Below are 25,017 nucleotides of genomic sequence, written 5' to 3' on the forward strand. Positions count from 1 at the left end.
GGCCGGATAAGCGCAGCGCCATCCGGCAATCTTTCATTAATTAATGATTAGCGGTCTTATCAAATTTACCCAGCATCTCGCGCTCGTAAGCCAGCGCCTTCTTGCGGTCAAATTTGTGCTCCCACTTGGCGATAACCAGCACCGCCAGCGCATTCCCCACCACATTCAGCGCGGTACGCGCCATGTCGAGGATACGGTCAACACCGGCAATAAACGCCAGGCCTTCCAGCGGGATCCCCACGCTGCCAAGCGTAGCCAGCAGTACCACGAAGGAGACGCCCGGCACGCCCGCAATCCCTTTCGAGGTCACCATCAACGTCAACACCAGCACGATTTCCTGCCACAGCGACAGGTCGATACCATACAGCTGCGCAATAAAGATCGCGGCAATACTCTGGTACAGCGTTGAACCATCAAGGTTGAATGAGTAGCCGGTCGGCACCACAAAGCTGGTGATTGAAGCCGGTGCGCCATAGGCTTCCATCTTCTCGATAATACGCGGCAGTACGCTCTCGGAACTGGCGGTAGAGTAAGCCAGAATCAGCTCATCTTTCAAAATGCGGATCAGGATCCAGATGCTCAGACCGCAGATACGCGCCACAATCCCCAGCACCACCAGCGCGAAGAACAGGATGGCAAAATGTACCAACAGCACCAGTTTCGCCAGCGGCCACAGTGAGGCAAAACCGAAGTTCGCGACGGTCACAGCAATCAGCGCAAAAACACCGACTGGCGCATAACGCATCACCATGTGGGTCACTTTAAACATGGTTTCTGAAATCGAGCGGAACACAGTCACCAGCGGCTCGCGGTGGGTTGCTGGTAGTGAAGACAAGCCTAAACCAAACAGCACCGAGAAGAAGATAATCGGCAACATATCGCCTTTCGCCATCGACGCGACGATATTAGTCGGCACCAGCGACACAATCGTGCCCATCAGGCCATGCGCGTGGCTCTGCACTTCTGCGGTGGTATTTTGATATTTCGAAATATCCACGGTCGCCAGTTGCGACATATCAATCCCGGAACCCGGCTGGAAAACATTCGCCAGCGTGATGCCAAGAATAATCGCTACGGTGGTGATCACTTCGAAATAGAGAATGGTTTTGGCGCCAATACGGCCCAGCTGTTTTGCATCACCCACCCCGGCAATACCAACCACCAGCGTGGAGATAACAATCGGCACGACGATCATTTTGATCAGATGGATAAAGATATCGCCCGCCGGAGACAGCAGGTTGACCACCAGCCATTCGCGGCTGTCGCTATGGTAATGCAGGTAACTCCCTAGCAGAATGCCCAGCACCATGGCGATTAGAATCTGCCATGCCAGGCTGACTTTCAAATTTTTCATAACAACGGACTTCCTCGATGGAGCGCTATTCCACATGCGGTGTGTGGGAATAGTACATACTGAAAGGGTATGAATTGTGTTGCGTTCGTTTATGGAGTTTTTTAACGCTTATTATCATTATCATCTGCATGGCATTCCGCGCAACCCTCTAAGAACAGGGCTTTTGGCTGAATTTATGCATAAAAATGCAATTTTATCGCGGTATTGATGAATAACTTTTTGTTATAAAAGAATTTTAATATGTTCAAAAATGAAGAAGTCATAGCGTGAGTTTTTTTCGCTCACCTGTTCGTTTGCCTGTTTTTTAAACAGGCAAAATGATACAAATCACAAATAAAACAAATTTATTTTTGCCGATTCTGCAACAACTTCGCCATATTAATAGAGTCAACGAGCTGTGCCCGGTTCACCCTCGGCGAGTTTAAATCCATAACTTTTTGCCAAACTGAAATAGCCTGGGCGTAGTCTGCCTGCATAAACGCATCTGAGGCTAACAACATCAGCGCGGTGACCTCTGCCGGGTCCAGCGCCAAGGCCTTATCAATCATCTCGCGAGTGGGCGGCGCCATATGTTGTCCGGCCTGGTAATACAATACCGTTGCCATCGCTGAATAGATCTCAGCATTTTCACCGCCGACACGCAGCGCCTGCTCGTAGGCCAGCAGCGCATTATGATACGCGTTTTGCCAAAGATAGTACTCCCCGAGTTGCGCCCATTTCACGCCGTCCCGTGGATTGGCTCGAATCTGCGATTGCAGAAAAAGCAACTGTTTTTCCTGAATATTTTCATCAGAGAAAGCATGTAAAGGGTCCGCCAGTCGCGTCTGCTCCTGACGAACCGCCTGCCATTTTGGCGTCAACAGGTAGCCTCCAATGCAGGCCACAACCATCAGTACCGCCGCAGCGGTCAGCCGCTTCACGGGCATTGGGCGTAACAGCGGCTCGCACTGGCTCATTATTCACCTTCCTCCGTATGCTGACGTCTTCTCACTCGCCAGACCACTACACCTACCAGCAACAACAACAGGCACGGCAACGCCCACAGCAGCAGCGTTTGCTCATTCAGCGGCGGATTATAACGAACGAAGTCACCGTAACGCTCGGTCATCCAGGTGGTTATCTCAGCTTCACTTTTCCCTTCCGCCACCATGCTATAAACCTGATGGCGCATACTGACCGCTACCGGCGCATTGGATTCCAGCAAATTTTGGTTTTGGCACTGTGGACAACGCAGTTGGCTGGCAATAGACAGCGCTTGTTCCTGCTGCTGCGGGTTGGCAAACGTCCATGTGTCCACAACCTGGGCATGCGTAGCGAAAGTAATGAAAAACAGGACGAGCGTTAAGAGTAATAACTTTCTGCCGGATGGCGCTGCGCTTATCCGGCCTACGGTTTGCGCACCTTGTAGGCCGGATAAGGCGTTTACGCCGCCATCCGGCAACGCTGTGATTAATTTACGCATCGCGTTTCCTTCCTCGCCATCCGCTCAGCAGCGCGCCAAAGACCATTAATAGTCCCCCACCCCAAATCCAGCGCACGCCGGTCTGCACGTACAAGCGCATGGCATAACGGTCTGGTCCGGTTTTTTCACCCATTACCGCATACCAGTCATGCATCAGGTTCCATCGGATCCCCGGCTCCATCATCTGTTGACGACGCGCGGCATAGAAGCGCCTTTCAGGTTGCAGGCTGCCAATGCGTTTTTCATTGTGCCACAGCGTGATCTGCGCTTTTTCACTGGTGTAGTTACCTTTGGCTTCCAGGTCGAGACGCTCAAAACGGAAAATGTAACCCGCCAGTTCAACCTGCTGCCCAGGGCTCAGGTTCAGGCTTATCTCCTGACGGCTACCGCTGGAAAAGACGATCCCCGCCGCAAACACCAGCACTCCGGCATGCGCCAGCAGTGCCGGAAGTTGGATGCGGAAAGACACTTTGCGGCTTCTGACCATTGCCAGCACAATAACCAGCAGCATCAGTAGGCCAAAGGGCAGCGTAGCGCGGTTAAAGTACGGTGCACCCACGGAAAGCCGCCCCCAGCCGAACAGCCCGTAAATCATCGGGTAGAGCGTGCCAATCAGCACAATCAGCAGCACCGCACTAAAGAGCAGCAGCGCAACCAGAATCAGCATCTCGCGTGACCAACCGCCAAAACGAGCATTCTGCCGGACTTGCTGGCCCCGCCAGGCGTACAGCCCGAGCGACGCCAGACTCAACACGGTAAACAGCGCAAACAGCGGCGCGGCACGAACGTTATCCAGCGCGAAAGCATGCACCGAAACGAGAATGCCGGAACGCACAATCAGCGTCCCCAGCAGCGATAAAATCAGCGTGACGATCGCCAGCAGCAGCGACCAGTGGCGGAAGATCCCGCGCTGGCGCGTGATATACAGGCTATGTAGCAGCGCGCTGGCGGAAAGCCAGGGTAATAAGGAAGCGTTTTCTACCGGGTCCCAGAACCACCAGCCGCCCCAGCCCAACTCGCAGTAGGCCCACCAGGAGCCGAGGATAATCCCCAGCGTCAGCGCGCACCAGCCGGGCAAGGCCCAGCGCCAGCACACCCAGGCGCTCTGCGCATTAAAGTCACTACGTAGCAGCGAGGCCAGCGCCACGCCTGCCGCCACCATCAAACCACCGTAACCCAGGTACAGCAGCGGTGGATGGAGGATTAACCCAAGATGTTGCAGCATCGGGTTAAGGTCGCGTCCTTCAATGGCTGGCGGAAAGATACGCACGAACGGATCGGACCATACCACCACAAACAGCAGCAGCAGGGCCGTTATCATTGAAAGGACGCAGAGCGTCAGTGGAAACAGCGCGTTGGTATTACGCCGATAGCGAAGAGCAAACAGCGCGCTCCAGGCTGAAAGAAACAGCACCCACAGCAGCAGCGATCCTTCATGACCGCCCCACACCGCCGCCAGTTTTAATCCCCACGGCAGCAGGCTGTAGCTGTGCTGGGCAACGTAGACCACCGAAAAATCGCTGGTCAAAAAGCAGAATACCAGAATGGTAAAGGCCAGTAGCAGCAGGGCAAATTGCGTCCACACGCCCACGCTTGCCAGGCGCATCACCCCTTGCCAGCGCTGCCGGACACCTACCAACACGGCAAGCGGGGTCAACACGTTGACCCCGAGGCTTAATAACAGCGCCAGAAAACCGGCTTCAGGAAGGAGAACGTCCAGATATCACCTTACGCAACGGTTAGCTGACCCGCATAGAGGATAAAAAAGCGCAGCAGCAGTACGCCGGTCAGGCTGGCGCCGCACACTGCCAGCACGCCATGAAACGTCGAACTGCGGTTGGCCCAGGGTTTTAGCAGCATCGGCAGTATCAACCCAAGCCCGGCCACGCCAAGCCAGAACCACCAGGTCCAGAATCCGCCGCCCAGTGCCGCCGCCAGCGCACGCATTTTGCCGTCATCGCCCAGCGCCAGACCAACAAAGAACGCCGCCAGCAGGAAGATCTCCAGCCATACGACCGGGACTTCCATGCGATGCACAAAGTGCGCTTCCGTACTGTGCGGATTGCTACGATGACGTAACGCCATGGCGATCAGCGCCACTGCCGCACCGGAGGAGATCCCGGAGAACAGGAACAGCACCGGCAGGATCGGGTTATTCAGGAACGGGTAGGATTTCAGCGCCGACAGCAGGAACCCGGTATACGCCCCGAGCAGAACCGCCAGCACCAGCATCAGCGTCTCAAGCGCGCGATGGAACGGCGTGATTAGCGTCAGTAGTTTTGACACAATCGTCAGTCGCGGCACGAACCGCTGTTGCAGGACAATTACCTCTTTTTCAAAGATTTTTGCCAGCCACAGCACTAACACCACCATGTACAACTGGAACAGCATGACCCCCATCGACATCACCGAGGTGAAGCTGTAGTGGAACATCAGTTTCCAGAAAGTCCATGGACGCGTCAGGTGGAACACCAGAATCAGCAAACCGAGGATAATTGCCCCCGGCCCTAACACCAGCGTGGTGCGCAGCAGCGTGCTGTCTGAACCGCCCGCCTCCGGATGGAAGCGACGCAGCAGAATCGCCAACGTGACCAGTCCGGCAGAGATACCTATCAGGAACAGATAGATGGCAATGGGCCAGTCCCACACCAGTGATTCAAAATGAAATGCAGAAGCGGATGTCATTGGCTCACCTCCCCAAATTTAAAGGGAACGCGGTAGACCTTCGGTTTTGTACCCAACGCCAGTTTGTAACGGTAGGTAGTTTTCTGCTGCAACAAACGGGATATATCGCTGTTGGGATCGTCCAGATTACCAAACGTCAGCGCCTTCGTCGGGCATGACTCAACGCAGGCGGGCTGTTTGCCCGCTTTCAGGTTGGTTTTCCGGCAGAAATCGCATTTATCCGCCGTTTTGCTCACCGGATGGATAAACCGTACGCGATAAGGACACGCGGCGATACAGTACTGGCAGCCAACGCAAAGGTCCGGGTTCACATCCACAATGCCGCTGGCGGCATCGCGATACGATGCCCCCGTCGGGCAGACGTCAACGCAGGGAGCGTGGTCGCAATGCTGGCACGAGTGACGGAAGAAGCGATACTTCACATCAGGAAATGTCCCTTGCGGCTCACTGCGGATAATCGTCAGACGCGATACGCCTTCCGGCACGTTGTTAACTTCCCGACAAGCATCCATGCAGGCCGTACAGCCAATGCATAAAGACTCATCATGAACCATACCGTAACGCACGCCATTGATGTTCAGCGTCTTCGCCACAACGCGCCCCGCCGTCCCGCTCACTGCCACCAGCGCGCCGACGCCGGTGATAAACTGGCGACGAGAGCAACTCATGGATGCTCCTTAAGCAACGGAACCGACGCCGGGTTAAAGTTCGGATTGTTACGTTGATCGCTGTGGCAATCGACGCAAATCTTGATCCGTCCTTTATCGCTCAGCGTCTGCATCGTGTCTTGCTTCGGATGCAGTGAGTGACAGCTGGCACACGCCACTTTGGTTACGTGGACATCGTGCGGCCAGAACGCTTTTTGCAACTGCTCAGGCAGGTGACAGGACATACAGACACTGTTCTGCTGCTCCACGTTGTACATCGGCTCATTAAAGCGCATCACATCTTTCACCCCTTCGCGGTGGTTCGGTGACGGCTGGCCGTGACAATTGGTGCAGGTGACAGGCAGTTTGTTATTCGGGTTGATGGCTTCCGCATGCTTACCATGCATGCCTTCGGTATCCGGCTTGTGACAGTCCAGACAGGCGGCATCCGGATTACGCTGTTGGGTAACCGTCCAGCGTTGATCCGACTCCTGCGGCGTTGGCGTGGCAGTGATTCCACTCAGGCTCCATAACAAGCCTGACGCCAGCACCCCAGCAGTTAATAACGAACGTAATACGCTCATATTCACTCCGTTGAGTTATCCGCCCCTTGCGGGGCGAAATGGGGTTATTGGCTTAACAGACCGTTTTTACGCGCCTGATCTTCCCACTGCGGAATCACCGTTTTGATGAAGTCCTGCTTCTCAGCATTGATTTGCTGCATGTTCAAACCAATCGCCGCCTGGGCTTTCTCTTTGGTAGAGATATCCGGTAACGGGATTTCATGCGTGATGCCTTTGGTCGCCAGCAGACGGACCAGTTTGGTACGTGCGTCAGCGGCTTTATCCATTGCGCTACCCAGCATCCGCAGACCTTCTTCCGGGGCGTGCATGTGAATACCGTGTGAGGCGATAGACAGGTCCCAACGCCATTGCGCGTGACGGATATCTTCCAGAATCGGCTTCATTTCCGCTTCGGTCGCACCCGCATCCCATGCGGCTTTCGCTTCGAAGTGCGCACGAACAAGCTGGTCTTCAACTTTGATTTTCAGGTCATGAATGGCCTGTTTACGCTCGGCGACCACTTTTTGCAGGGACGCTTTGTCCTGGGTGTGGCAGTTCGCACAGGTCTGAGCGAAGTTATCGAACGGATTACCAATCTTATGGTCGGTGTAAATCTTGCCTTCCGCGTTCTGCACTTTCGGCATGTGGCAGTCGATACAGGTCACGTTGTTCTTGCCATGAATGCCTGCGCTCCAGGTTTCATACTCCGGGTGCTGCGCTTTCAGCATCGGGGTTTTAGACAGGGAGTTGGTCCAGTCAGAGAAGGCGATGGTGTCGTAGTACTTCTCCATGTTCTCGACTTTCATGCCGTCGTCCCACGGGAACTTAACGGCTTTGTTTTTACCGTCGAAGTAATATTCCACGTGGCACTGGCCGCAGACCATGGATTGCTGGTCAAAGCGACCGGCTTTCTCAAACGGTTTGCCGATTGTTTCCATCGCGCGTTCAGCATAAGGACGCGACAGCGTCAGTTCTGGCTTGCCTTTGGCAAAGTCTGGTGACGCGGTGTTATGGCAATCGCCGCAGCCAAGATTATTAACAATTTCAGGACCGCCGCGCGCCCATTTACCGTGGAAGTAGCCATCTTCACCGTCTTTCTGGATCAGACGCGCCACATCCGGGCTTTTACAGCTCCAACAGGCCATCGGCAATGGACCATCTTCTGCCGTTTTGGGTGCGCCAGTACGTAAGGTTTCACGAACATCGGTCACTGCATACGCGTGCCCGCGCGGTTTGTTGTAATCGCGCGAGAAGGGATATCCCGCCCACAGGATCACCAGACGAGGATCTTCTGCCAGCGCATCTTCACGGGCTGATTGCTCAGACGTGGCTTTCCAGGAGAGATATTGATCGGGATGCTGAGGGGCGAAGACTTCATTCTTCGCTTCAACGGTGACGGTTTTTGCGGGTACGGGGGTTTGTTCAGCGTGAACTGCAGTGATAAATAATAAAGGTACTAACAGGCTGAAGAAACGGCGTACGCGTGATTTTATCCTTGCCATAGGGGTCTCATCCAGATGACGCCATTATCTGCAATGGCGGTTCTTTTATTGTTTTCCATAACAGCAACCACACGAATACTGTCATGACATTGCTCCACCCTATTTGTAACAAGAAACCACACTTAAAATGTTGTCTTTAATCAATTGTAAGTGTATGTAAAATACCACTTTAGAGTTAGTAACACCCTTTGATTGCTCCCTCTTTTGTCTAATTCAGATACAGATCACCTTTTCAACAATCCTTTAGATAACTACATGTTATCGCGAGATTTAGTCAATTTTGCTAGCTCCCTTCAAAATTCAGTTTGTCGCTAATTTGCACAATTCGTTTATTGCGTGATCTGCCGCGCAAATACTAAACAAAACTCTCAAAGCCCCTACATTTAACGTTTATGAGACATATTATTAACATCCTACAAGGAGAACAAAAGCCATGAGCCAAATACATAAACACGCTATTCCCGCAAACATTGCGGATCGTTGCCTGATAAATCCGGAGCAGTACGCAGAGAAATACCAGCAATCCGTTAACGAACCCGACACATTTTGGGGCGAACAGGGAAAAATTCTTGATTGGATCAAGCCGTACAGCCAGGTGAAGAACACTTCCTTCGCACCAGGCAACGTGTCGATTAAATGGTACGAAGACGGCACCCTGAATCTGGCCGCAAACTGCCTTGACCGCCACCTGCAGGCAAACGGCGATCGTACCGCCATCATCTGGGAAGGCGATGACGCAACCCAAAGCAAAAACATTACCTATCGCGAGTTGCATCGCGATGTCTGCCGTTTCGCCAATACGCTACTGGATTTAGGCATTAAAAAAGGTGACGTGGTGGCCATTTATATGCCGATGGTGCCGGAAGCTGCGGTCGCCATGCTAGCCTGTGCCCGTATTGGCGCGGTGCATTCGGTCATCTTCGGTGGTTTCTCACCGGAAGCCGTCGCCGGACGTATTATCGACTCCAATTCACGCCTGGTGATCACCGCCGACGAAGGCGTACGCGCCGGGCGCGCTATCCCACTGAAAAAGAACGTCGATGATGCGCTGAAAAATCCAAATGTGAAAACCGTTGAACATGTGATCGTTCTCAAACGTACCGGTGGAAAAACGGAATGGCAGGAAGGTCGCGACCTGTGGTGGTCCGATCTTATCGAGAAGGCCAGCTCAGAACACCAGCCGGAAGAGATGAACGCGGAAGATCCGCTGTTTATCCTGTATACCTCCGGCTCAACCGGTAAGCCGAAAGGCGTACTGCACACTACCGGCGGGTATCTGGTCTACGCTGCAACTACCTTTAAGTATGTGTTTGATTACCATCAGGGCGATATCTATTGGTGTACCGCTGACGTAGGCTGGGTAACCGGGCACAGCTACCTGCTGTACGGTCCGTTGGCCTGCGGCGCAACCACGCTGATGTTCGAAGGCGTGCCAAACTGGCCTACCCCGGCGCGTATGTCGCAGGTTGTGGACAAGCATCAGGTCAATATTCTGTATACCGCACCGACCGCCATTCGCGCCCTGATGGCGGAAGGCGATAAAGCGATTGAAGGCACTGACCGTTCGTCACTGCGTATCCTGGGTTCAGTTGGCGAGCCGATCAACCCAGAAGCATGGGAGTGGTACTGGAAGAAGATCGGCAACGAAAAATGCCCGGTCGTCGATACCTGGTGGCAGACTGAAACCGGTGGATTCATGATTACCCCGCTGCCGGGCGCCACCGAACTGAAAGCCGGTTCTGCAACCCGTCCATTCTTTGGCGTACAGCCTGCGATTGTCGATAACGAAGGTAATCCGCTGGAAGGCGCGACCGAAGGCAATCTGGTGATTACCGACTCGTGGCCGGGCCAGGCGAGAACGCTGTTTGGCGATCACGAACGCTTTGAGCAAACCTACTTCTCTACCTTCAAGAATATGTACTTCAGCGGCGACGGCGCGCGCCGTGACGAAGATGGCTATTACTGGATCACCGGACGTGTGGACGATGTGCTGAACGTCTCCGGCCACCGTCTGGGAACGGCTGAAATCGAATCGGCGCTGGTGTCGCATCCGAAGATTGCCGAAGCCGCGGTGGTAGGGATTCCGCATAATATTAAAGGCCAGGCGATCTACGCTTACGTCACGCTGAATCACGGTGAAGAGCCGTCACCTGAGTTGTACGCCGAGGTTCGCAACTGGGTGCGTAAAGAAATTGGCCCGCTGGCAACGCCAGACGTGCTGCACTGGACCGACTCACTGCCGAAAACCCGCTCCGGCAAAATCATGCGCCGTATTCTGCGTAAAATCGCGGCGGGCGATACCAGCAATCTGGGCGATACCTCGACTCTCGCCGATCCTGGCGTCGTGGAGAAACTGCTCGAAGAGAAGCAGGCCATCGCGATGCCATCATAACCATAACTGTGAAATGCCCGATGGCGCGCAGCTTATCGGGTCTACAAATCCTATCCCTACCCCTCCCCTGACCGGGAGGGAAATATAAAAACCCTCCCCCAAAGGATTTCGCGTTGCAGGAAGGCGGCAAGCGAGCACATCCCCAGGAGCATAGTTCACTATGTGACTGGGGTGGGCGAGTGCGGCCAACGCACCTGCGGCGTGAAAGACGAAGGGGGTATCTCTGGAGACTCTGTGATGAATGACCAAATTTATCAGCGGATAGAAGACAGTGCGCGTTTCAGGGAGTTAGTAGAAAAACGGCAACGGTTTGCCACCATTCTGTCCATCATCATGCTGGCAGTTTATATCAGCTTTATTTTACTGATTGCCTTTGCGCCTAGCTGGCTGGGTACGCCGCTCCACGCGGGAACCAGCGTCACCCGGGGTATTCCGATTGGGGTCGGTGTGATCCTTATCTCCTTCATTCTGACCGGGATTTATATCTGGCGGGCAAACGGTGAATTTGATCGCCTGAACAATGCGGTTCTGCACGAGGTTAAAGCATCATGAAGAGAGTCCTGACGGCGCTTGCCGCCACGCTGCCCTTCGCCGCAAACGCGGCGGATGCTATTAGCGGTGCAGTTCAACGCCAGCCAACCAACTGGCAGGCGATTGTTATGTTCCTGATTTTCGTCATCTTTACGCTCGGCATTACCTACTGGGCGTCTAAACGCGTACGTTCGCGTAATGACTACTACACCGCCGGCGGTAACATCACCGGTTTCCAGAACGGGCTGGCGATTGCGGGCGACTATATGTCGGCGGCATCGTTCCTTGGAATTTCCGCGCTGGTATTTACCTCCGGTTATGACGGGCTGATTTACTCACTCGGCTTCCTGGTCGGCTGGCCAATTATTCTGTTCCTGATTGCTGAGCGTTTGCGTAACCTCGGTCGTTACACCTTTGCTGACGTTGCTTCTTATCGTCTGAAGCAGGGTCCAATCCGTATTCTGTCGGCCTGTGGTTCCCTGGTGGTGGTCGCGCTGTATCTGATCGCCCAGATGGTCGGCGCAGGTAAACTGATTGAGCTGCTGTTTGGTCTGAACTATCACATCGCCGTCGTACTGGTTGGCGTACTGATGATGATGTACGTTCTGTTTGGCGGCATGCTGGCAACCACCTGGGTACAGATCATTAAAGCTGTTCTGCTGCTGTTCGGCGCCAGCTTTATGGCCTTCATGGTAATGAAGCACGTCGGCTTCAGCTTCAACAACCTGTTCACCGAAGCGATGGCAGTACACCCAAAAGGCTCCGCGATTATGAGCCCGGGCGGTCTGGTAAAAGATCCGATATCCGCCCTGTCGTTAGGTCTTGGATTGATGTTCGGTACAGCAGGTTTGCCGCATATTCTGATGCGTTTCTTCACGGTCAGCGATGCCCGCGAAGCGCGTAAGAGCGTATTCTATGCCACCGGCTTTATGGGTTATTTCTACATCCTGACCTTTATCATCGGCTTTGGCGCGATCATGCTGGTAGGCGCTAATCCAGAGTACAAAGATGCTGCAGGCGCACTGATCGGTGGTAACAACATGGCGGCGGTTCACCTGGCGAATGCGGTGGGCGGTAACCTGTTCCTCGGCTTCATCTCTGCAGTGGCGTTTGCCACCATCCTGGCGGTGGTTGCCGGGCTGACGCTGGCGGGCGCTTCGGCAGTTTCTCACGACCTGTACGCCAACGTATTCCGCAAAGGCGCAACCGAACGTGAAGAGCTGAAGGTGTCAAAAATCACCGTACTGGTACTGGGTGTGATAGCCATCCTGCTCGGCGTGCTGTTTGAGAACCAGAACATCGCCTTCATGGTGGGTCTGGCGTTCGCCATCGCGGCCAGCTGCAACTTCCCGATCATCCTGCTTTCCATGTACTGGTCGCGTCTGACCACCCGTGGCGCAATGCTGGGTGGCTGGTTAGGTCTGTTAACAGCGGTAGTATTGATGATTCTCGGCCCAACCATTTGGGTCCAGATCCTCGGTCACGAAAAAGCCATTTTCCCGTATGAATATCCAGCGCTGTTCTCCATCAGCATAGCGTTCCTCGGGATCTGGTTCTTCTCTGCTACCGACAACTCAGAAGAAGGCAACCGCGAACGCGAGCAGTTCCGTGCTCAGTTCATCCGCTCCCAGACCGGGTACGGCGTAGAACAAGGTCGCGCGCACTAACCTCCCCTCTCCTCCGGCTTTCAGGCCGGAGGATTACATCCTTTCTTAGAACATCAGCCTCGCGACCAGCGGCGCCACCAATACCATCACCACACCGGAAAGCATCATCACCAGGCTGGCAACTACGCCCTCTTGCTGACCAAGCTCATAAGAGCGCGCCGTGCCTGCCCCGTGCGATGCGGCGCCAAATCCTGCGCCTTTCGCCATTCCTTCACGAATGGAAAGGCGTAAAAACAGCACATCGCCGACCGCCATGCCGAATACGCCGGTCACCACCACGAACAAGGCCACCAGGTCCGGCTGCCCGCCCAATGGCTCTGCCGCTGCCAGCGCAAATGGCGTGGTGACGGAACGCACCGCCAGACTGCGTTGGATCTCATCAGGCAACATAAACAGACGCGCCAGCCACACGGAACTGGTGACGGCCACCAGCGTTGCCGTTACCACGCCCGCCGTCAGCGACATCCAGTGACGCTTAATCACCGCAAGGTTGTCATACACCGGAACGGCAAAGGCGATGGTCGCCGGTCCTAACAACCACAGCAACCAGTGCGATTCACCAATATAGTTTTGCCAGGAGATATGGCCGAAGACTAGCATCAGCACCAGCAGGGCTGGGGTGAGAACTAATGGCATCAGCGGTAATTTACGAAAACGGCGATACAAACGCTTATTAGCAAAGTAGATACCCAGCGTAATCACCAGACACAGCACGCTTAGCTGAAAATTACTCACGGTTTAGCCTGCTCATTTCATAGCGATACACTTTATCCACCACCCACGCCGTTGCGCCGAGCACCATCAGCGTACTGATCGCAATGACGGCAAATATACGCCAGCCATCAACCAGCAACAGCTGCGTGTAGTTCACAACGGCGACCACCGCCGGGACAAAAAATAGCAGCATTTCAGCCAGTAACCAGCGAGCACCTGCGCGAATCCAGTTCAGCGGGATAACCCGGCAGACAATTAACGCCAGCATCAGCACCATCCCTACCAGGTTGGCAGGAAGCGGCAGATGCAGCCAGGAGACAAGATATTGAGCAAATACAAAGAGACCTGCGTACAACAGAACCTGAACGGGGATCTGGAGTCGATGAATAACAGCAGGCGTCACGCGGCTTATCGCCACAGCCATGAGGGTATGTCCTTAAAAAATAGAGAGCGCCAGTATAGAGAGCCCCCGTCCAGGACTGAAATGAATTAAACTCATTGCAGGCATAGTCTTAAGGAATAATCATGGATATCAGAACGCTGCGATATTTTGTTGAGGTGGTTCGTCAGCAGAGCTTTACTCGCGCAGCGGAGAAGCTTTTTGTCACCCAGCCCACCATCAGCAAGATGTTGAAGAACCTTGAAGACGAGCTTAATTGCACGTTGCTCATCCGCGACGGGCGGCGGTTGTTGTTAACCGACACCGGGCAGGTCGTTTTCGAACGCGGCCTGGCGATCCTCGCTGAGTTTCGCCAGCTTGAAGCCGAACTTAGCGACATTAATCACCTCAACAGGGGTGTGCTGCGCCTCGGTATCCCGCCGATGGTCGGTATGTTGATGGCCGGGCCTATCAGCCTGTTTCGCCAGCGCTATTCCGGCGTTGAGCTGAAGGTCTCTGAATTTGGCGGCTTAACCGTCCAGCAGGCGGTGATGAACGGCGATCTGGATGTCGCGATGACCGCGCTGCCGGTTGAAGAAGAGAGTGGTCTGGCGACCCTACCGCTTTTCAGTCATCCGCTCTGCGTGCTGGTCCCCCGCTCCGGTCAGTGGACAACATGCGAATCCATTTCCCCCGAGGCACTGGCGGAACATCCGCTACTGATCTACAACGAAGATTTCGCGTTGAGCCGCCAATTGCTTGAGCTGTTTAGCCAACACAACGTCAAGCCCCGCATCGCGGTACGCAGCGGGCAGTGGGATTTTCTGGCTGCGATGGTACAAGCCGGAGTCGGGATTGCCATTTTACCGGAGCCGATTTGCCAGCGCCTGGATAAGCAAACGTTGCGCTGGATCCCTCTGGAGAGTGATTTACGCTGGCAGTTGGGCATGATTTGGCGCGAAGGCGTGTATCTGTCGCACAGCGCCCAGGCGTGGCTCAAATGCTGTGAAGGGTTTTGGCTACCGCAAGCGTCGTAAAATGCCGGATGCGGCGCAAACGCCTTATCCGGCCTACATCGGTTTTGTAGGCCTGATAAGCGTAGCGCATCAGGCACTCTCGTTTATTGGTTCTCGATCAACAGCGCTTCCAGCAAGTCCAGATCGTGCAGCAGCTTTTGCAGCGTTTCATTGCTGATTTCCCGCGTCGCGCGCAGATGATAAAGCTCCGCGCGTTCTGAACGCAACGCTGCCAGGCGGAAACGTCGCTCGAGGTTTTCTTCCTGCATCGAGCTTTCCACATCGTTGCGTCCGTCGGCGCGACGACGCAGGTTACCAATCACGCGGGAACTCACCTCGGTGAGTAACTGGTTATCGATGTTCTCTTCGGTGTCCGCGGCCAGTCGCTCCTCCATTTTCTGGATCGCGACAATCGCCACTTCTGCCGTAGCAGCGCGAGCAATACGTTCCTCTTTCTGCTGCTGCGAGTGGTCTGCCACTTCCAGATGTTGTAGCAGAATCGGCAACATCACCACGCCAACAAACAGCGAGAACAGAATCACGCCTGCGGCAAGGAAGATCAGCTCATATCGCGCCGGGAATCCGCTACCGTCCGGTAACAACAGTGGAATGGAGAGCACACCGGCGAGGGTAATTGCCCCGCGCACGCCCGCAAAAGAGGCAATCAGGATTTCACGCGTTGTCCAGGAGCCGAATTCCATTGGTTTTTTCTTCAGGAAGCGCAGACTGAATTTTTTCATCGTCCACAGCCAGCCAAAACGTACCAACATCAGCGCCACGTAAATCAGCACGATATCGGTAAACAGCATCCAGATTTCAACGTTCGGATCGACCTCTGCCGCCGCTAAGGAAGACTCCAGAATCCCCGGTAACTGTAGCCCTAACAGCAAGAAGACCATGCCGTTAAACACAAACTCCAGCATTGCCCAGGTACTGTTAGCACGTAAACGCATCGCCAGCGGTGCGCGGCGCATCACCCCGGAACGAGTGATCGTCATCCCGGCAGCGACCGCCGCGAGGATACCGGAAACGCCGATGTGTTCCGCAATCAGGTAAGACGCAAACGGCAGCAGGAACAGCAGGACGATTTGCGTTGCCGGCTCGTCACCGCCCCAGCGGCTGAGGAAGCGCAGGGAGCGCCCGTACAGCCAACTGACGACAAAACCAGCCAGGATGCCGCCAATCGCCACTTTGAAGAACTCAAGCGTTGCGCCACCAACGGTAAATACCATCGTCCCCATCGCCACGGCGACGGCAAACTTCAGAGAGACCAGACCGGAGGCGTCGTTCATCAACGCTTCGCCCTGCAGGATGCCCATGATTTTCTTCGGTATGCGCCCCTCCCCCACAATGCCGGAAAGGGCAACAGCATCAGTTGGCGAAAGGACGGCGGCCAGCGCAAAGGCTGGGATAAGCGGTATCCCCGGCACCAGCCAGTAAATCATAAATCCAATGCCGACCACCGTGACCAGCACCAGCGCCAGCGCAAGGCCGAAGATCTCTCGCCCATGCTCGAGAAACTCACGCGTTGGCGTCTTCCAGCCATCGGCAAATAGCAGCGGCGGGATGAACAGCACCAAAAACAGCTCAGGATCGAATTCCACATGCAAACCAAACGTCGGCCACGCCAGCAAGGCGCCGATGGCGATCTGCATTAGGGGTAAAGGGAGTTGGAAGGGCAATACGCGAGTAAATACCCCCGACAGCGAGACCACAAGGGTCATGATGAGTATGGTGAAAAAGATTTCCATGCGTTCCCTGTTTGCGATGTTTCTTATGATTAGTGATGAGAGGCGTCGTGCCTCAATTCTATCTAATTGAGAGTAACGCAAAAGACAACGAGTGTGTTCTGAAAATAAAAACGGGCGGCCAAAGCCACCCGTTTTGAGGATCTTTATCGAATAAAAATCAGATAGCCCAGCCGCCCGCGTAGAAGGCCACCAGCGCGATAGCGATAACCACCGTGCCGATGTTCAGCTTGCGCCATTCGCCAGAGACAAGACGGCCAATCACCAGGGTAGCAAAGCCAATCATAATGCCGGTAACGATGTTACAGGTCAGCACGATAAATACGGCCGTTACCAGACCCGCCATTGCGTCGACAAAGTCAGCAAAGTCGATTTTCGCAACGTTGCTCAGCATCAACAGGCCCACATACATCAGTGCAGGCGCCGTTGCGTATACCGGTACAAGATACGAGAGCGGAGAGAGGAACAGGATCAGCAGGAACAGGACACCAACGGTGATCGCCGTCAGGCCAGTTTTACCGCCTGCCGCCGTACCCGCTGCGGATTCAATGTATACCGCCGCAGGAGCAGCGCCCACCAGACCAGAGAACACGCTGCTCAGGGAGTCGGTGGTCAGCGCTTTGCCGCCGTCGATAATCTGTCCGTCTTTATCCAGCAAATTCGCCTGACCGGCTACGGCACGGATGGTGCCGGTCGCATCGAAGACGGCGGTCATGACCAGCGCCAGCACGCTCGGCAGAACGATAGGATTCAGTGCGCCCATTATATCCAGGCTGCCGATCAGCGAGTTGCCGTTTTCGTCGCTCAGAGACGGCATGGCAAAAATACCGGAGAAATGCACGGCCGGGTCGAAAATCAGGCCAACAATGGAAATACCGATAATAGTCAGCAGGATGCCGCCCGGTACTTTCAGTTTTTCGAGGCCAATAATCACCGCCAGACCAACCAGCGACATAATCACCGGGAAGGTATCGAAGTCGCCCAGCGCAACCGGCAGACCGTCCAGCGGATTCTTAATCACCAGACCAACGCCGTTTGCCGCAATCAGCAGCAGGAACAGGCCGATACCGATTCCCGTACCGTGCGCAACGCCCTGCGGCAGATTGCGCAGGATCCAGCTACGAATACCCGTCGCGGAAATGATGGTAAACAGGACACCCATCAGGAACACCGCGCCCAGCGCAACGGGCACGCTGATATGTTGCCCCAATACCAGGCTGAATGCGGTAAACGCCGTCAGAGAAATGGCGCAACCAATCGCCAGCGGCAGATTTGCCCACAGGCCCATCACAATAGAACCGACGCCCGCGACCAGGCAGGTTGCCACAAATACAGCGGCAGGCGGGAATCCGGCTTTACCCAGCATCCCTGGAACCACAATAACGGAGTAAACCATGGCGAGGAACGTCGTTAATCCGGCAACGACTTCCTGACGAACGGTACTGCCGCGAAGCGAAATTTTAAACCAGGCGTCGAGTGAACCGCCGGTACGCGCTGAAGGCGTAGACATAGAAAACATCCCCTGAGAGTTTATTTTTTCGTCATTATGCGTGCTGGACAATCCACTGCCTGCTAAACGTTTTCTCCATGTGCCAGGTTTGCGTCATTAGGGGTGTCGCAAAAAAGCAAACGTTTAGCTCCGCGCATAAAAAACGGGTGGTAAAAAAAAGCAAACGATTATCCAGCGATCATACGCCGGTTTTCAACTGAACTTTGCCGCTTTTTACTCATTTCTTCTTATAACGCACAATAAACAACCAGTCGATGCGCAAACGTTATCGTCAATGCGCAATCTGGTAACAAATTTCGCCAGATTGTCGCAACAATCGTTCTTATTTTTCGCGCAAACTCGCGCAAGAAAACCGGTGAAGATGCGGTAAATTTTTTGGCTAAAAAATCATCGTTTCACTGGCAAATGGAGGGAGGTAGCTTACACTTACATTATCAACACAGGCCGGAACCTCCCCTAATGTGCTCGACTGAGGGGTGTTGATGTCGGGGGAAACCCTCCCGTGAACCAGCGGGATAGAGTGAAAGACAAAGACCGGAACCAAACTAAAGCGCCCTCTGTGGCGCTTTAGTTTTATACCCGTCATACTTCACGTTGCAGGTGTGTTGGCTGCGTTTACTCACCCGAATCACTTAGTTTACTAAGCTCATCGGGATTCGTGCTCTTGCCGCCTTCCCACAACGCGAATTATTTAGGGTATATATCCGTCATATATTTAAACCAATCAATCATCTTCCAGCAGACGCGCCCCGGTTCCTTGCTCGCCCAGCTGATCGCCTGGGTTACGCAACGGGCAATCGCTGCGCGACAAGCAGCCGCAACCAATACATCCATCCAGTTCATCACGTAGCGACACCAAAGTATGAATGCGTCGGTCCAGCTCTTCACGCCATTGCGAAGAGAGCTGTTTCCACTCTTTAGCGCTAAGTGAATGCCCTTCAGGTAATACGCCCAGCGCGTCGCCAATCGTTGCCAGCGGGATCCCAATACGTTGAGCAATCTTGATAATCGCCACGTAACGCAACACATCACGTTTGTAGCGACGCTGATTACCGCTGTTGCGCATGCTGCTGATTAACCCTTTGCTTTCATAGAAATGCAGGGTCGAAACTGCCACGCCGCTACGCTTTGCAACTTCACCTGGCGTGAGCAGCGCTTTTATCCGGGGTAATTTCTTTTCCATAAATCGCTTTACCTCAAGTTAACTTGAGGAATTATACTCGCCCACAGACAAAACGACGAATCGAATACTGAGAAAGAGGCAGCCCTATGTCCCATCAGCAGATTATTCAGACCCTTATTGAATGGATTGATGAACATATCGATCAGCCGCTGAACATTGAGGCGGTTGCGAAAAAATCAGGTTACTCGAAGTGGTATTTACAGAGAATGTTCCGCACGGTGACGCGCCAGACGCTGGGTGACTACATCCGCCAGCGACGACTTCTGCTGGCGGCGGTTGAACTGAGGACGACTGAGCGACCTATTTTCGATATCGCGATGGATCTTGGTTATGTATCGCAACAAACCTTTTCGCGCGTGTTTCGCCGCGAGTTTGATCGTACCCCCAGCGATTACCGCCACCGCCTGTAAGCTTATTGCCCGCTCTGCGTCAGTATGGCGGGCGACCGTTGTATCCAGTGCATGAACTCCTGCGACGGCAGCGCCTTCGCAAAATACCAGCCCTGACAATACTGTACGCCGCGTTCAAGCAGCCATTCGATTTGTTCCTTCGTTTCCACCCCTTCCGCAATCGTCTTCAGGTGTAAGCTTTGCGCCATCTCAATAATATGTTCGGCAATCAAGTGACTGGTGCTGTTAGTGGACAACGTGCTAATAAACGATTTGTCGATCTTCAGGATATCGACATTCAGCGCTGACAAATTATGCAGATTGGAATATCCCGTGCCAAAATCATCAAACGCCACTTCATAACCCGCCTTGCGGAACGCCTGAATTACTGGGGTCATTTTATGTACATCTATGAACCCCCGCTCCGTCACTTCGACTTTAATTTGCTGGGCCGCCACGGAGTACTCACGATTTTTGTCGTTAATCAGAGCAATCAATCGGGATGAATGAAAGTCAGAAGCGGAAAGGTTAATCGAGATATAAAGCTGAGGATGCGCCGAAAGAAAATACCCCAAATCGTTGAACACCTCTTCAACGACATAATCCGTGATCCGCTCAATCATTCCCTCTTTTTCAGCCAACGGAATAAACTCCGTCGGGCTCATCACCTCACCTTTACAACCCGGCCAGCGCAGCAGAGCTTCAGCACCAACACATTGTCCATTCTTAATATCAATGATCGGCTGGTAATGCAGGCAAAGCTGACGTTTTTTGATCGCGCGTTTTAGTAAGCGCCGGGGAGATAAGTATTCCTGGCGCGTGCGCCACCACATTAGCAGTATCAGGATGCTGCAGATAATCCCGAAGGGAATGGTTAACGCCGCCTCGTGATAAAAAATCTGACTTACGCGGTTGTCTGAGGTCGACACAATGATCGCAATTGGGCGTTTTTCTGAATGCACGATGGTGTAAAAGCGATCGTCTTGTTGAAAGGTCGAGGCTTCACCGCGTACGAGAGGCGCGAATTGCGCAATATTTGCCGCTTCGCTGGCGGAGAAAAACGTATCTGTTACTGTGTCATATACGCCCCAGGACAGATCCGGATCATCTGACATGACTTCGCTGTAGGATAATGGATTTATGACTGCGACGTAGTTCCCACGTTGCATGTACGTCATTCTGTAGCCAGCGAAAAAAGGGGTATCGCGGTAGTAATAGATGGCGATATCCGGCGTACGTTTATAGTCTGCGGTCGGCATAATATAGGTAACGGGTGGCACCATCGACGTAGAGCACAAAAAATGATCGCCCTGCGCATAAATTAGCTCGCTGATATATAAACGACCGCGAATAATATTCAGCATACTTTTCTGATGTGCCGGGGTACACATCTTACCCTGATACAACTGGGCCATATCACGCGCCAAATCGGCTTGCAGGATTACCAATTCTGTTTTATTTAACACCAGTTGAGCAAATGAGCGAAGTTGATTACGGGTTTCGGACATAGCCCGAATTTGAGCAAACCATAATGCCAGCACCACGGGGAGCAATACCACCATGAATGTTCCCAGCAACTTCAGCAGCTTGCGTCGCGCACTGTGATTCATGTCAGCCTTATGTCCCTGTTTTGTCTATGCCAGTACCTGTCACGGCAGGATGCTATAAACACCAGCTAGTTAACTTGCATGAATCTATCAGTATTAGCAACAGACGTCTCTATGTAAAAGTCTGATAATAGTTGATGATGATATTATTTTTCCGTAAGGCAAACTTAAAGTTACGCTTATTTCACAACGTTATTATCCCTAAAACGTAAATTTTTTATGAGCACTATCCTGGTTGCATTTAAGAAATTCATTAAATTTTTTTAACACAAAATTTAGGATAAATTAAACCGGTGGTCTAAATGCACCTTTAAGATTGATTATTTAGTGTCAAAAGCCTTTTTGAATATAACCACACATTAAGAGTGGTTATGATCCTGTAAAAATAACGTCCAGTACTGGTGAACAAACGAGCACTTGTGATATATTTCACAAAAATCATGTAACAGAAACAATGTTTCATTCATGTTATTGCCCGTCGATAGCCAGAGTACTACACCCTCGGTGAACACCCCCGCGCTGTCCTGGGCATCCAGACTTTCTGAGGACGTTTTTCATGGCAACGATAACAACTGGCGTGGTTCTTCTGCGGTGGCAATTACTCAGTGCAGTGCTGATGTTTTTAGCCAGTACGCTCAATATCCGTTTTCGTAAATCAGATTATATTGGCCTGGCCGTCATTAGCAGCGGTTTGGGGCTGGTTTTTGCCTGCTGGTTTGCGACTGGATTGCTCGGCATAACCCTGGTGGATATGTCTACTATCTGGAAGAACATTGAAACCGTGATGGTTGATGTGATGAGCCACACACCGCCAGACTGGCCGATGGTGTTGAACTGATAACAACAGTGTGTCCGACCAGAATATACCCGGTCGGACACGGTTTTAAGCAATAACGATTCTACTGACGTTCCGGTAACCGTTTACCACTCCATACGGAACCCTGCGTTCACCTGCCAGTTCATATCAATGTCGCCTCCAGCCGATCTTTCCAGGTCAACATACAGTCGGGAGTTATTGTTCTGAGTGAGGTGGATATTGGTACCAATACCGTAGTTAATCCACGAGTCACTTCCTCCCTCGCGAACCGTCATGGACGCGTCTTTACCCCACACAGTGACATCACGATCGCCGGCAAACTCATGCAGCAGATCCAGCTTCACATAAATGTCGCTGTCCGGGCGTTCTTCAAATCGATAACCTCCTCGCAATCCGACACGACCGATCACGCTATCGATATCATTCTGACGAACCCGTAGTCCGCTGCTGGTGGTATAACGAGCCTCATCCAACCGGGTATACACGAGCTGCGCTTGCGGTTCGATGAAAGAGGATTCTCCCAGACTAAACTCACGACCGTATTCTGCGCTGGCGCTAATTGACCACGTACTGCTATCCGCCACCCCCATATTGCCGTACACATTTCGGTAGTTAAAATCACTCTCATGGCGGCTATATTTCAGCACCAGATCCAGGTAGTCCTGTTTCTCCGGACGGTTCCATGCAGCATAAAGTGAACCACCGTAGCTCTTGTTATCACCCGTGCCATAAGTAAAGTCAGCGTTACCTCTCATGTAATGCGCCGCAATGCCTCGCGTCCAGACTGATTGTTCACCTTCTTCTTTATTGTCATAACCAAGTTGCCAGAAGCTGTACAGGTTTTTGAAGTAGCTGCCATTATCGCTTTCCATTTCGCCGCCTTTATAGCGTATCCACAGACCATTTTGCTGTTGGTTCTGGCGTAATTCCCCTAAACGCTTATTCAGGCTGTCGATTTCGAGACGGGCGGTGGCCGCCGCGTAGTTTAACCCAGCATTGGCAATTGCGGTGTTGCTACCCGCACTGGCTTTCGTTGAAACCCCCGTGATATACCAGTTTGTGCCATACTGGCTTACCGGATCGCCTTCCCGAATATCAGAACGCAGTAGCGGTTTATAGTCGTATACATACTCGTTAGTGATATCGATTTTATCGTACGCTGCGAACGTCACATTGCTGGCGGCATCGGCAACCCAGATATCTTCTTGCAGATTGCTGAGCTTATTAATATTTAACGCCTCAATGGCATGAGTTCCCCCCGTGCTACTCTTAACGACCTCGATAAAGTCGCTCCCATTACGCCGCTGCTCATCGGTTTTATTTGTATTTACATCAATCAGGAAAATACCGTTGTTGCCTTTCAGATCGTGAATCTTCACGGTTTCGTTGATACTCTGATTGGTATGCAGGTTAAAACCATGCAGGTTTATCGTCCCGCCGTCTTGCAAGGTAATGGCGCTGATCTGAGCGTCTTTGCCATCCGGGATCCAGTAAGCATTATTCATCAGCGTCAGATTCAAATCTCCCGCCCATTTACCGCTGGCAGTTTCCAGGAAGTTCGCTTCATGCCCATGCCAGAATGACTCTGCACCATTGAGAGTAATATTCATCTGGCTGGTATTAGCATATATTTTATCGCCGAAGTCGATATTTCCTAACAAATTAACCTTGTGCTCACCTGACTGATTAATATTTACGACACCACCATCTTTAGCACTAACTGCATCACTTTTTGATGAGCCATCAGGATAACCACTATTGTTCTCCAGCAGTTCTTTGAAATTACTGGCGTATGTATTAATGTAAACATCGCCACCGTTAGCTGTAATAGTTGAACCTGCACCGCGCGCATAGACTCCATTATTTGCCAGCGTGGCGTCTTTCCCCTCGTTGCTGTGTTCAACCTCTGAACGAATGTACACATTACCGTTTACAGTGATATCCGCACCGCTTCCCGCATACAACGCAGTATTGTTATGTGTATACTTAGAGCCAATTAAGAAAGTGTTTTTCAGGCTAAAGTTATCGACGGTGACGTTGGTGTCCTGACCTTCGGCGGATAAGCCAAAAAAGGCCAGACCGGCGCGGTGTTCCTGTTGCGTAGTTCCGCTAATATTCACGTTGTAATTGCCAATTTGATAATCTCCCGCCTGGGCTTTGGTGATACTGCCAATCTTCACCTCAAGGCCATTACCTTCACCTCGCACAGGGTTATCAATATTTACCGTGATATCATAGCTTTTATCATCAGCAATCGTATCCTGAATGATGATCCCTTCCTGACCACCATTAACATCTATATAATTTAGTTCATAGTTTTTTGCACTCGCAAATCCGGCGCAAACCAACTGCGCTGCGGTAAATGATAGTGCAAAAGGTATTATTGCTTTCGGGTTTATCTTCCTGTGATACATAGTAAGCTCCATAACAAATAGTTTACCAACGCACTTATTAACACCCCACCAATAAAAAGCAGCCAATAATAAATATATTTTCATCAATGAAGAATTGATAAGCTAAAAGCATTATTTAAAGCCATGCATTAATTTGTCAATATTTACCACGCAGCAAATTACATTTTTTTCTTTAAATTAATTTAATATTGCTCTCCAAAAACTATCTCAAACTGAAAAAATCAAAAGTGCAATATAAATCCATTAGTTATTATCGTCATTTTTAATGTTATTATTCGGTAATACCTACATTGATTTTCATTCCCTGTAACAATCAATAAATATTATCGAATATTAGCGTAAATCAGTTCGTATTAAATGAATAATAAAGCTGCGATGATAAACCAGAAAATACCGAATAATTAATTCTGAATAAGAGATGTAAAAAAACCCCGTCG

19 protein-coding genes and 1 pseudogene are annotated in these 25,017 nt (G+C 52.2%); 6 read left to right on the top strand and 14 right to left on the bottom strand.

Features of this window, described 5'->3' with window-relative positions:
- Nucleotides 1–40: 40 nt before the first annotated feature.
- From gltP to nrfA, 7 genes and pseudogenes are all read right to left on the bottom strand, one after another.
- Nucleotides 41–1,354: a glutamate/aspartate:proton symporter GltP gene (gene gltP, locus G4551_RS21895; protein WP_003031773.1), complete on the bottom strand. Its 1,314-nt coding sequence runs from the start codon at nucleotides 1,352–1,354 to the stop codon at nucleotides 41–43.
- Nucleotides 1,355–1,698: 344 nt separating this feature from the next.
- Entirely contained in the window at nucleotides 1,699–2,310 is a 612-nt protein-coding gene (gene nrfG, locus G4551_RS21900; protein WP_003841075.1) for a heme lyase NrfEFG subunit NrfG, read from the bottom strand.
- A pseudogene (nrfF, locus tag G4551_RS21910) lies at nucleotides 2,310–4,536 on the bottom strand (heme lyase NrfEFG subunit NrfF). The gene nrfG and the pseudogene nrfF overlap by 1 nt, the downstream one beginning before the upstream one ends.
- A gap of 8 nt (nucleotides 4,537–4,544) precedes the next feature.
- Nucleotides 4,545–5,501: a cytochrome c nitrite reductase subunit NrfD gene (gene nrfD, locus G4551_RS21915; RefSeq protein WP_003841070.1), complete on the bottom strand. Its 957-nt coding sequence runs from the start codon at nucleotides 5,499–5,501 to the stop codon at nucleotides 4,545–4,547.
- Nucleotides 5,498–6,169, bottom strand: a complete 672-nt coding sequence (nrfC, locus tag G4551_RS21920) for a cytochrome c nitrite reductase Fe-S protein (RefSeq protein WP_003031761.1) — start codon at nucleotides 6,167–6,169, stop codon at nucleotides 5,498–5,500. Before nrfC ends, nrfD begins: the two co-directional genes overlap by 4 nt.
- Nucleotides 6,166–6,732: a cytochrome c nitrite reductase pentaheme subunit gene (gene nrfB, locus G4551_RS21925; protein WP_003031758.1), complete on the bottom strand. Its 567-nt coding sequence runs from the start codon at nucleotides 6,730–6,732 to the stop codon at nucleotides 6,166–6,168. Before nrfB ends, nrfC begins: the two co-directional genes overlap by 4 nt.
- Nucleotides 6,733–6,776: 44 nt before the next feature.
- A complete protein-coding gene (gene nrfA / locus G4551_RS21930; protein WP_003841065.1) occupies nucleotides 6,777–8,213 on the bottom strand; it encodes an ammonia-forming nitrite reductase cytochrome c552 subunit in 1,437 nt (478 codons plus the stop codon).
- Between the two features lie 433 nt (nucleotides 8,214–8,646).
- On the opposite strand from nrfA, the gene acs reads away from it, so the two are divergent.
- From acs to actP, 3 genes are all read left to right on the top strand, one after another.
- Nucleotides 8,647–10,605 (top strand): acetate--CoA ligase, encoded by a 1,959-nt coding sequence (acs, locus tag G4551_RS21935; protein WP_003841063.1) that lies wholly within the window; start codon nucleotides 8,647–8,649, stop codon nucleotides 10,603–10,605.
- A 237-nt stretch (nucleotides 10,606–10,842) separates the two neighbouring features.
- A complete protein-coding gene (locus tag G4551_RS21940) occupies nucleotides 10,843–11,157 on the top strand; it encodes a DUF485 domain-containing protein (protein ID WP_003841061.1) in 315 nt (104 codons plus the stop codon).
- Nucleotides 11,154–12,803, top strand: a complete 1,650-nt coding sequence (gene actP / locus G4551_RS21945; RefSeq protein WP_003031747.1) for a cation/acetate symporter ActP — start codon at nucleotides 11,154–11,156, stop codon at nucleotides 12,801–12,803. The genes G4551_RS21940 and actP overlap by 4 nt, the downstream gene beginning before the upstream one ends.
- Nucleotides 12,804–12,848: 45 nt before the next feature.
- Here actP and G4551_RS21950 read toward each other — a convergent pair whose 3' ends face one another.
- Nucleotides 12,849–13,538, bottom strand: coding sequence for an LrgB family protein (locus G4551_RS21950; RefSeq protein ID WP_003031745.1), 690 nt, complete (start codon nucleotides 13,536–13,538; stop codon nucleotides 12,849–12,851).
- Nucleotides 13,531–13,941 carry a CidA/LrgA family protein gene (locus tag G4551_RS21955; RefSeq protein WP_003031742.1) on the bottom strand — a complete coding sequence of 137 codons (411 nt, stop codon included), beginning with the start codon at nucleotides 13,939–13,941 and terminating at the stop codon, nucleotides 13,531–13,533. Before G4551_RS21955 ends, G4551_RS21950 begins: the two co-directional genes overlap by 8 nt.
- A gap of 101 nt (nucleotides 13,942–14,042) precedes the next feature.
- Here G4551_RS21955 and G4551_RS21960 point away from each other — a divergent pair, with 101 nt between their 5' ends.
- Nucleotides 14,043–14,933 carry a LysR family transcriptional regulator gene (locus G4551_RS21960; RefSeq protein WP_003841057.1) on the top strand — a complete coding sequence of 297 codons (891 nt, stop codon included), beginning with the start codon at nucleotides 14,043–14,045 and terminating at the stop codon, nucleotides 14,931–14,933.
- Nucleotides 14,934–15,016: 83 nt separating this feature from the next.
- On the opposite strand, the gene G4551_RS21965 is transcribed toward G4551_RS21960, so the two are convergent.
- The 3 genes from G4551_RS21965 to soxR all read right to left on the bottom strand — a co-directional run bounded on the left by G4551_RS21965 (nucleotide 15,017) and on the right by soxR (nucleotide 19,353).
- Nucleotides 15,017–16,663 (bottom strand): Na+/H+ antiporter, encoded by a 1,647-nt coding sequence (locus G4551_RS21965; RefSeq protein WP_003031737.1) that lies wholly within the window; start codon nucleotides 16,661–16,663, stop codon nucleotides 15,017–15,019.
- Nucleotides 16,664–16,820: 157 nt separating this feature from the next.
- Nucleotides 16,821–18,170, bottom strand: a complete 1,350-nt coding sequence (gene ghxP / locus G4551_RS21970; protein ID WP_003031735.1) for a guanine/hypoxanthine transporter GhxP — start codon at nucleotides 18,168–18,170, stop codon at nucleotides 16,821–16,823.
- Between the two features lie 724 nt (nucleotides 18,171–18,894).
- On the bottom strand, nucleotides 18,895–19,353 hold the full coding sequence (gene soxR / locus G4551_RS21975) for a redox-sensitive transcriptional activator SoxR (protein ID WP_003031733.1): 459 nt from the start codon (nucleotides 19,351–19,353) through the stop codon (nucleotides 18,895–18,897).
- 86 nt (nucleotides 19,354–19,439) lie between these two features.
- Between soxR and soxS the strand changes: the two genes are divergently transcribed.
- Nucleotides 19,440–19,763, top strand: a complete 324-nt coding sequence (soxS, locus tag G4551_RS21980; protein WP_003031731.1) for a superoxide response transcriptional regulator SoxS — start codon at nucleotides 19,440–19,442, stop codon at nucleotides 19,761–19,763.
- 2 nt (nucleotides 19,764–19,765) lie between these two features.
- On the opposite strand, the gene G4551_RS21985 is transcribed toward soxS, so the two are convergent.
- A complete protein-coding gene (locus G4551_RS21985; RefSeq protein ID WP_003841054.1) occupies nucleotides 19,766–21,352 on the bottom strand; it encodes an EAL domain-containing protein in 1,587 nt (528 codons plus the stop codon).
- A gap of 553 nt (nucleotides 21,353–21,905) precedes the next feature.
- On the opposite strand from G4551_RS21985, the gene G4551_RS21990 reads away from it, so the two are divergent.
- Nucleotides 21,906–22,187, top strand: a complete 282-nt coding sequence (locus tag G4551_RS21990; RefSeq protein ID WP_003031727.1) for a YjcB family protein — start codon at nucleotides 21,906–21,908, stop codon at nucleotides 22,185–22,187.
- Nucleotides 22,188–22,270: 83 nt separating this feature from the next.
- Here the strand turns inward: G4551_RS21990 and G4551_RS21995 are convergent, their stop codons facing one another.
- Nucleotides 22,271–24,580, bottom strand: a complete 2,310-nt coding sequence (locus tag G4551_RS21995) for an autotransporter family protein (protein WP_003841051.1) — start codon at nucleotides 24,578–24,580, stop codon at nucleotides 22,271–22,273.
- Nucleotides 24,581–25,017: the final 437 nt, after the last annotated feature.

It is taken from the genome of Citrobacter freundii ATCC 8090 = MTCC 1658 = NBRC 12681 (assembly GCF_011064845.1).
Classification (GTDB): Bacteria; Pseudomonadota; Gammaproteobacteria; order Enterobacterales; family Enterobacteriaceae; genus Citrobacter; species Citrobacter freundii.